This is a genomic window from uncultured Campylobacter sp., from assembly GCF_938045595.1.
GTDB lineage: Bacteria > Campylobacterota > Campylobacteria > Campylobacterales > Campylobacteraceae > Campylobacter_B.
The window spans coordinates 35,950-42,173 of sequence record NZ_CALIBB010000135.1 but is presented as its reverse complement, the minus strand read 5'-3'; the positions used below and the strand labels follow the sequence as shown (position 1 = coordinate 42,173).

General features: G+C 44.5%; 8 protein-coding genes. 6 read left to right on the top strand and 2 right to left on the bottom strand.

Features of this window, described 5'->3' with window-relative positions; genetic code table 11:
- Window positions 1-173: 173 nt before the first annotated feature.
- Window positions 174-770: a peroxiredoxin gene (locus Q0340_RS05945; RefSeq protein ID WP_005871241.1), complete on the bottom strand. Its 597-nt coding sequence runs from the start codon at window positions 768-770 to the stop codon at window positions 174-176.
- 180 nt (window positions 771-950) lie between these two features.
- On the opposite strand from Q0340_RS05945, the gene Q0340_RS05940 reads away from it, so the two are divergent.
- The 6 genes from Q0340_RS05940 (at window position 951) to Q0340_RS05915 (ending at window position 4,288) form a co-directional block, all read left to right on the top strand.
- Window positions 951-1,235 carry a 4Fe-4S dicluster domain-containing protein gene (locus Q0340_RS05940; RefSeq protein ID WP_005871245.1) on the top strand — a complete coding sequence of 95 codons (285 nt, stop codon included), beginning with the start codon at window positions 951-953 and terminating at the stop codon, window positions 1,233-1,235.
- Between the two features lie 107 nt (window positions 1,236-1,342).
- A complete protein-coding gene (gene ndk, locus Q0340_RS05935) occupies window positions 1,343-1,756 on the top strand; it encodes a nucleoside-diphosphate kinase (protein ID WP_177388469.1) in 414 nt (137 codons plus the stop codon).
- 9 nt (window positions 1,757-1,765) lie between these two features.
- On the top strand, window positions 1,766-2,119 hold the full coding sequence (locus Q0340_RS05930) for a hypothetical protein (RefSeq protein ID WP_298082542.1): 354 nt from the start codon (window positions 1,766-1,768) through the stop codon (window positions 2,117-2,119).
- 18 nt (window positions 2,120-2,137) lie between these two features.
- On the top strand, window positions 2,138-2,284 hold the full coding sequence (rpmF, locus tag Q0340_RS05925) for a 50S ribosomal protein L32 (RefSeq protein WP_005871250.1): 147 nt from the start codon (window positions 2,138-2,140) through the stop codon (window positions 2,282-2,284).
- A 4-nt stretch (window positions 2,285-2,288) separates the two neighbouring features.
- Complete coding sequence (gene plsX, locus Q0340_RS05920) at window positions 2,289-3,281, top strand: phosphate acyltransferase PlsX (RefSeq protein ID WP_297882427.1); 993 nt, start codon at window positions 2,289-2,291, stop codon at window positions 3,279-3,281.
- Between the two features lie 8 nt (window positions 3,282-3,289).
- Window positions 3,290-4,288 carry a beta-ketoacyl-ACP synthase III gene (locus tag Q0340_RS05915; RefSeq protein WP_298082541.1) on the top strand — a complete coding sequence of 333 codons (999 nt, stop codon included), beginning with the start codon at window positions 3,290-3,292 and terminating at the stop codon, window positions 4,286-4,288.
- A gap of 946 nt (window positions 4,289-5,234) precedes the next feature.
- Here the strand turns inward: Q0340_RS05915 and Q0340_RS05910 are convergent.
- Window positions 5,235-6,158, bottom strand: coding sequence for a methylenetetrahydrofolate reductase (locus Q0340_RS05910; RefSeq protein ID WP_005871254.1), 924 nt, complete (start codon window positions 6,156-6,158; stop codon window positions 5,235-5,237).
- Window positions 6,159-6,224: the final 66 nt, after the last annotated feature.

Below are 6,224 nucleotides of genomic sequence, written 5' to 3'. Positions count from 1 at the left end.
TTTGGAATTTTTGGAATTTTTGGAATTTTTGGAATTTTTGGAATCCCGCCGCCGCGACTTAAAATTTTGGCAGCGGAATTTAGAAAGCTTTGCTAGCTTTAATAGCCCGTGCAAGGCTAAATTTAAACCTTACGCGGTTAGAATTTGTACGCCCGCGCGAAGAATTTTACAACTTATAGTTTGCTCGCATTTTTGCCTAGATAATCCGCGACGCCTTTAGGGTCTGCTTTCATCCCTGCGTCGCCTTTGTGCCAGCCTGCCGGGCAAACCTCGCCGTGCTCGTTCGTAAATAGCATCGTATCGACCATGCGAAGCATCTCGTCGATGTTTCTACCGAGTGGTAGGTCATTGATGACGGCGTGGCGAACGGTGCCGTCTTTATCGAGCAAGAAACTACCGCGAAGCGCTACGGCGTTGCCGAACAGCACGTCGAAACTGCGCGCGATGTCCTTCGTGATGTCTGAGACGAGTGGGAACTGCACTTTGCCGATACCACCTGCATTTACCGGAGTATTTTTCCATGCAAGATGCGTAAATTCGCTATCGCAGCTAACGCCGATAACTTCGATACCCTTAGATTTGAAATCTTGATATCTGTGATCGAATGCGATGATCTCGCTCGGGCAGACGAAGGTAAAATCTTTTGGATAAAAGAATACGACCGCGCCTTTTTCGCCGATATTTTTATAGAGGTTGAAATCCTCAACTATTTCGTTGTTGCCTAAAACCGCAGTTGCCGTGAAATCAACGGCTTTGTTGGTTACTATCATTTGTTTCTCCTTGTTAATAAAATTTATGATGGCGATTATACATTTTAAAACTTTATATTTGCTGAAATTTGATGAAAATTTTTATATAATAAAATTTATTTGCTTGATAATATTAAATTTTATCATTTTTTAAATTTAGTATGTTATCATCACACTTCATTTTTTGATAAAGGAGAAAAAATGGCTGTAAAAATTACCGATATTTGCATTAGCTGCGGCTCATGCATCGACGAGTGTCCGGTAAATGCGATCGTGGACGATAGCGATAACCCAAGCGGCGAGGATAGCTACTATGTATATGCTGATAAATGCGTCGAGTGCGTCGGTTACAACGACGAACCGGCTTGCGCTAGCGCCTGTCCGACCGACGGCTGTATCGTCTGGAGTGACATCGTAGCGGGTCAACCTAGCAGGGATAGTATAGGTGCGGATCTGCGCAGCGGAGATACCCCGGTATTTGCTTAGCAGATAAAATTCCGCGATCAAATGCGCGGAATTTTAATTCATTCAATCCTTAAATAAATTTTAACCTATTTTTCGATACAATCCGCCTTTCACTTTAAGGAGATTATATGCAGCAAACGCTTTCTATTATTAAGCCTGATGCCGTTAAAAAGGGCGTTATCGGCAAAATTATCGATCGTTTCGAAAGCCACGGACTAAGAATCGCAGCGGCTAAAAAATTATGCCTAAGCGCTGAAGATGCGGGTAAATTTTATGAAATTCACAAGGATCGCCCTTTTTATAAGGATCTGATTGAGTTTATGACTAGCGGTCCGGTGGTCGTAATGGTGCTAGAAGGCGATGATGCCGTAGCTAAAAATCGTGCGCTAATGGGCGCTACCGATCCGAAAAAAGCCGATAAAGGCACGATCAGAGCGGACTTTGCGGACAGCATCGACGCTAACGCCGTTCACGGCAGCGACAGCCTAGAAAACGCAAAAACCGAGATCGCATTTTTCTTTGCAAAAAGAGAAATTTGCTAAGAGTACCGCGTGAAGATCGCTTTTGCTAAAATTTCCGCCGCGCCCGTGCCGTTTGAAATTTCGAGGGACGGACTTAAGCTTAGCGGAAATTTAAAACGAAAGGACTCTAAGTTTGTAGAGTGCAAGGGCGAAATTAAGGGTAAAATTCCATACATTTGCGACCGCTGCGGCAAAGAATTTGATCTTGACGTAAACGAGAGCGTAAATTTGCTTTTAAGCGAAGGCGTTTTTAACGACGAAAGGCACGAAAGCTTGGATGTTATGGAGTTTTTCGGCGCCGAAGTTGATCTGGATGAAATTTTAAGAAGCGAAACGGAAGCTTTTAAAAGCGACTATTTTTATTGCGAAGAATGCAAGAACTAAATTTATAAAGGAGAAAAAATGGCAGTTCCAAAGCGAAGAGTTAGTAAAACTCGTGCGGCGAAAAGACGCACTCACTACAAAGTGACCCTTCCGATTCCCGTCAAAGATAAAGACGGAAGCTGGAAAATTCCGCATAGAATAAACAAAACTACGGGCGAATATTAATCCGATGATTTCCGTTGCTATAGACGCGATGGGCGGTGATTTCGGCTGCGAGCCGATAATAAACGGAGTCGTAGATGCGCTGCGAGAGCGTAAATTTAATGCATTTTTGGTAGGCGACGAAGCGCAAATCAAGCCTTTTATTCCACAAGATCAAGGCTTTGAGAAATATATTACTTACGTAGCTGCAAGCGAAGTTTTCGAGATGAAAGAGGGCGCAACCGACGCTCTCAAACGCAAAGAGAGCAGCATCTTTAAAGCGGTCGATCTAGTAAAAGACGGCACTTGCAAAGCCGTGGTATCCGCAGGACATAGCGGCGCTACGATGAGTCTTGCGACGCTTCGCATAGGAAGGCTCAAAGGTATCTTGCGCCCGGCGATTGCTACGCTGATGCCAAATTCCATAGGCGGTCGCACGCTTGTGCTAGATGTGGGCGCTTATGTGGATTGCAAGCCTGAGAATTTGTTTCAATTTGCGATTATGGGCGAAGCATATGCCAAGGAGATTATGGGTTTAAACGCACCACGCATCGGCTTATTATCCAACGGCGAGGAGGATAGTAAAGGCAACGAGGTAACAAAAGAAACCTTTCATATGCTTAAGAAGATGCAAAATTTTATCGGAAATGTCGAAGGCAATCAAATTTTTGACGGCTCCGTGGATGTCGTAGTTTGCGATGGATTTATCGGTAACATTATGCTAAAATCCAGCGAAGGTGTCGCAAGCGCTATCGGAAAACTTATTAAAAACGAAACGAAAAAATCCCCGATCGCCATCGCTGGCTCCATCTTGATGAAGCGCGTCTTTAAGATAATCAAAAAAAGCACGGACTACGACGAATACGGCGGCGCGCCACTTTTAGGCGTCAAAGAATGCGTCATCATAAGCCATGGCAAAAGCACTCCGAAAGCCGTTAAAAATGCGATCTTTCAGGCGCTTAAATTTGCAGATTCCAAAATCAACTCCGCGATAGAAAGCGAAATTTCTTCAAACGAATAGGAAAACGAATGCAAAAAGCCTCGATGATCTCAATCGCAGCATACGCGCCGAGCGAAATTTTAACCAATTTCGATCTTGAAAAGATGGTTGAAACGAGCGATGAATGGATCGTCAAGCGAACGGGCATTCATGAGCGCCGTATCGCAAAGGGCGAAACCACTAGCGATCTAGGCGCGAAAGCGGCGTTAAAGGCGATCGAGCGTAGCGGCTTACAAAAAAACGAGATCGATGCGATAATTTGCGCCACGATCTCGCCCGATTACTTCTGTATGCCCTCGACTGCGTGCGTCATAGCAGATAAACTGGGCTTAAATTTCGGCATCACGGCATTTGATATAAATGCCGCCTGTACGGGCTTCATCTATCTTTTGGAGCTCGCAAAATCCCTCATCGAAAGCGGTGCCAAAAAACACGTGCTGATAATCGGCACGGAAAAACTAAGCTCGATAGTCGATTGGAGCGACCGTGCTACGTGCATACTTTTCGGCGACGGTGCGGGCGCTGCGGTTATCGCGGCGCGCGACGATAACGAAATCATCGACGTTCATACCGCTAGCGACGGCAGCAAGGGTGATCTTCTCATTACCGCAGCCCCAGGCAGCGTCAATCCACTCAGCCAAAAAATCATTGACGAAAAGCTAGGCTTCATGCAGATGGCGGGGCGCGAGGTCTTTAAAATCGCGGTGCCGACGCTTAGTAACGACGTCGTGGAGATTTTGGCGAAAAATAAAATTTTGCCCGAGCAGGTCGATCTTTTCATCCCGCATCAGGCAAATTTACGCATCATCGAGGCGGTTAAGGCGAGACTAGAATTTAGCGACGAGCAGTGCGTACTTACGATCGGCAAATACGGCAACACGAGCTCGGCGTCTATCCCGATGGCGATAAATGACGCTTATGAGAGCGGCAGGCTCAAAAACGGCTCGCTTATGCTTTTGGATGCGTTCGGCGGCGGCTTTACGTGGGGCAGCGCGCTTTTAAAATTCGGTGGCAAGAGCATAAACTAGTGCTTTTTAAATTTCATTATCTTTGAATTTCGCCATATTTAAGAGTTAAAATTCCAAGCTTATTTACAAAACTAATTTCAAATTTATATTTATTCCGAGTTAGGTTTCAAAATTTTAAAATGAAGCGTTTGCGATTGAAAGCATATTATAATCTTGCGCAGTTTGCGTATCGGCTTCTGCGTGAGATAGTAAAACGACGTTAGTCTTAGGTCTGCTGCTTTTTGGTGGCGGGCTTTTAGAATATAAAAGAAATCAAATATGCAATAGCTTAAATGGGTGTTAATTTCAGCTGATTCTATACATTAACGGCTTGTAATTAGCTGCAAAGCTCGGCAAGTATTTTTACGGCGGCGTATGGTGGATCTTTTTAGCGACTTACATATAGGCTGTAGAATAAAATTCAAATACCAAAACGCTCACAACAGCAAGCATCAAATTGCCTTAGATTTGAAATTTAGCATAAATGCCGGTAAATTTAAATCAAATACTACGAATGGAACAATAAAGGACGCTATGCCATGAGCGAAGAGGCGTCGTATCTCTAAATCTATAGGGCGTTAAAATCTCCAGCTATCTCCCGTTATACAATATACATTTATCCCTGTGTAGATAGCGGCGAGCCGGAGGGCGCGTTCACATCAGCTGCATACTAAAGCGGTCAATGCACTTAGCTTTAGTGCGAAAGCTACAGCGATTTATAGGTTTGATGATATGCCTAGCTCAATGTCATTGTAAGCATTGGGAAATTTTAGCACGAAATATCATCTTGCAGTTACGGACGACAGGTATTAAAGCATATTATTAAGGCAATTTTTTATAAATTTTAAGTTCAAATTCCATTCGGATAAAATTTCGATTATTTTTTAAAAAGCGATCCGAAATTATCTAAAATTCCTCCGCTAGCTTGGACTATCTAGCGTTTTACTCGTGTACCCGATTTAAAATTTTAAATAACGTAAAATCCCAAATTCTCGTGCTTAAGGATAATTTTTCTGATCTCTTTTAGTAAGCTGAGCGAGGCTTCGATTTCGACGCGGCGGGTGCTTACGCTCTCGACGTTTGCGCCCACGCTCACCCCTTTTGCGAGGGCGTATTTATAGATGAAATCAAACATCTCCGCGCACAGTGCTGTTGAACTTTGCAAGATATCGACGCTGCTTTGCAGTCGCTGCTGCAGAAAATCTGGCACCGAGATGCCAAGCCATTTCATAAACTCAAGCGTCTTTAGGCTACCGCACGGCGTGAAAGTAAAGATTATAGGCACCTTTTTGCACTCCAAAGCGGCGTAATCGTCGATGAAATCTTTGGCGTTTTGTACATTATAAACCGCCTGAGTGATAAAAAATTCGCACCCGTCCGCAGTCTTCTCCGCGATTTTAAGGTGCTCGTCGCGGCTCTTTTCGTGGCGCTCGGGTATGCAGATGCCGCCTAGACAAAGATGCGGTGCCACGAGTCGCTTGATCTCATAGGCGCGGCTTAGATGCAGTTTGCATTCTTCGTTTTTAGAGCTCGCCCCCACGAAAACACCCAGTCCGCTTGCGGCATGTCTTAGAATTTCGCAAAATTCCGCTTCATCATATTTGCCTACCGCGCGGTAGATGATCGCTTCTTTATCAGTGTGTAGATACTGCGTGTAATAGCGCGCAGGATCGATCGTATGCACAAAAGGGAAGGTCCGCTCATCTTTCGTGCGTGCGCTTTCATCTTGTAGATCGTAGATGACGATGCCGTCGCATTCGCATTCGCCTAGGCGCTGCGACCACGCCGTACCCAGGCGCTCGAGCTCGTCTTGAGAGGACGTGATTTTAGGCGGAACGATGCCATAGAGCAAAATTCCGCTTTTTCCGTTTCTAATTTTTTCTTTTAACACTTACCATTCCTTGATTTTTCGCGCATTTTAGCAAATTTAAATTTAAAAATTTAAATGATATAATGC

Coding starts and splice junctions, on each gene's coding strand:
- Q0340_RS05945 (WP_005871241.1), bottom strand. CDS start 770: ATGATAGTAACCAACAAAGCCGTTGATTTCACGGCAACTGCGGTTTTA.
- Q0340_RS05940 (WP_005871245.1), top strand. CDS start 951: ATGGCTGTAAAAATTACCGATATTTGCATTAGCTGCGGCTCATGCATC.
- ndk (WP_177388469.1), top strand. CDS start 1,343: ATGCAGCAAACGCTTTCTATTATTAAGCCTGATGCCGTTAAAAAGGGC.
- rpmF (WP_005871250.1), top strand. CDS start 2,138: ATGGCAGTTCCAAAGCGAAGAGTTAGTAAAACTCGTGCGGCGAAAAGA.
- plsX (WP_297882427.1), top strand. CDS start 2,289: ATGATTTCCGTTGCTATAGACGCGATGGGCGGTGATTTCGGCTGCGAG.
- Q0340_RS05915 (WP_298082541.1), top strand. CDS start 3,290: ATGCAAAAAGCCTCGATGATCTCAATCGCAGCATACGCGCCGAGCGAA.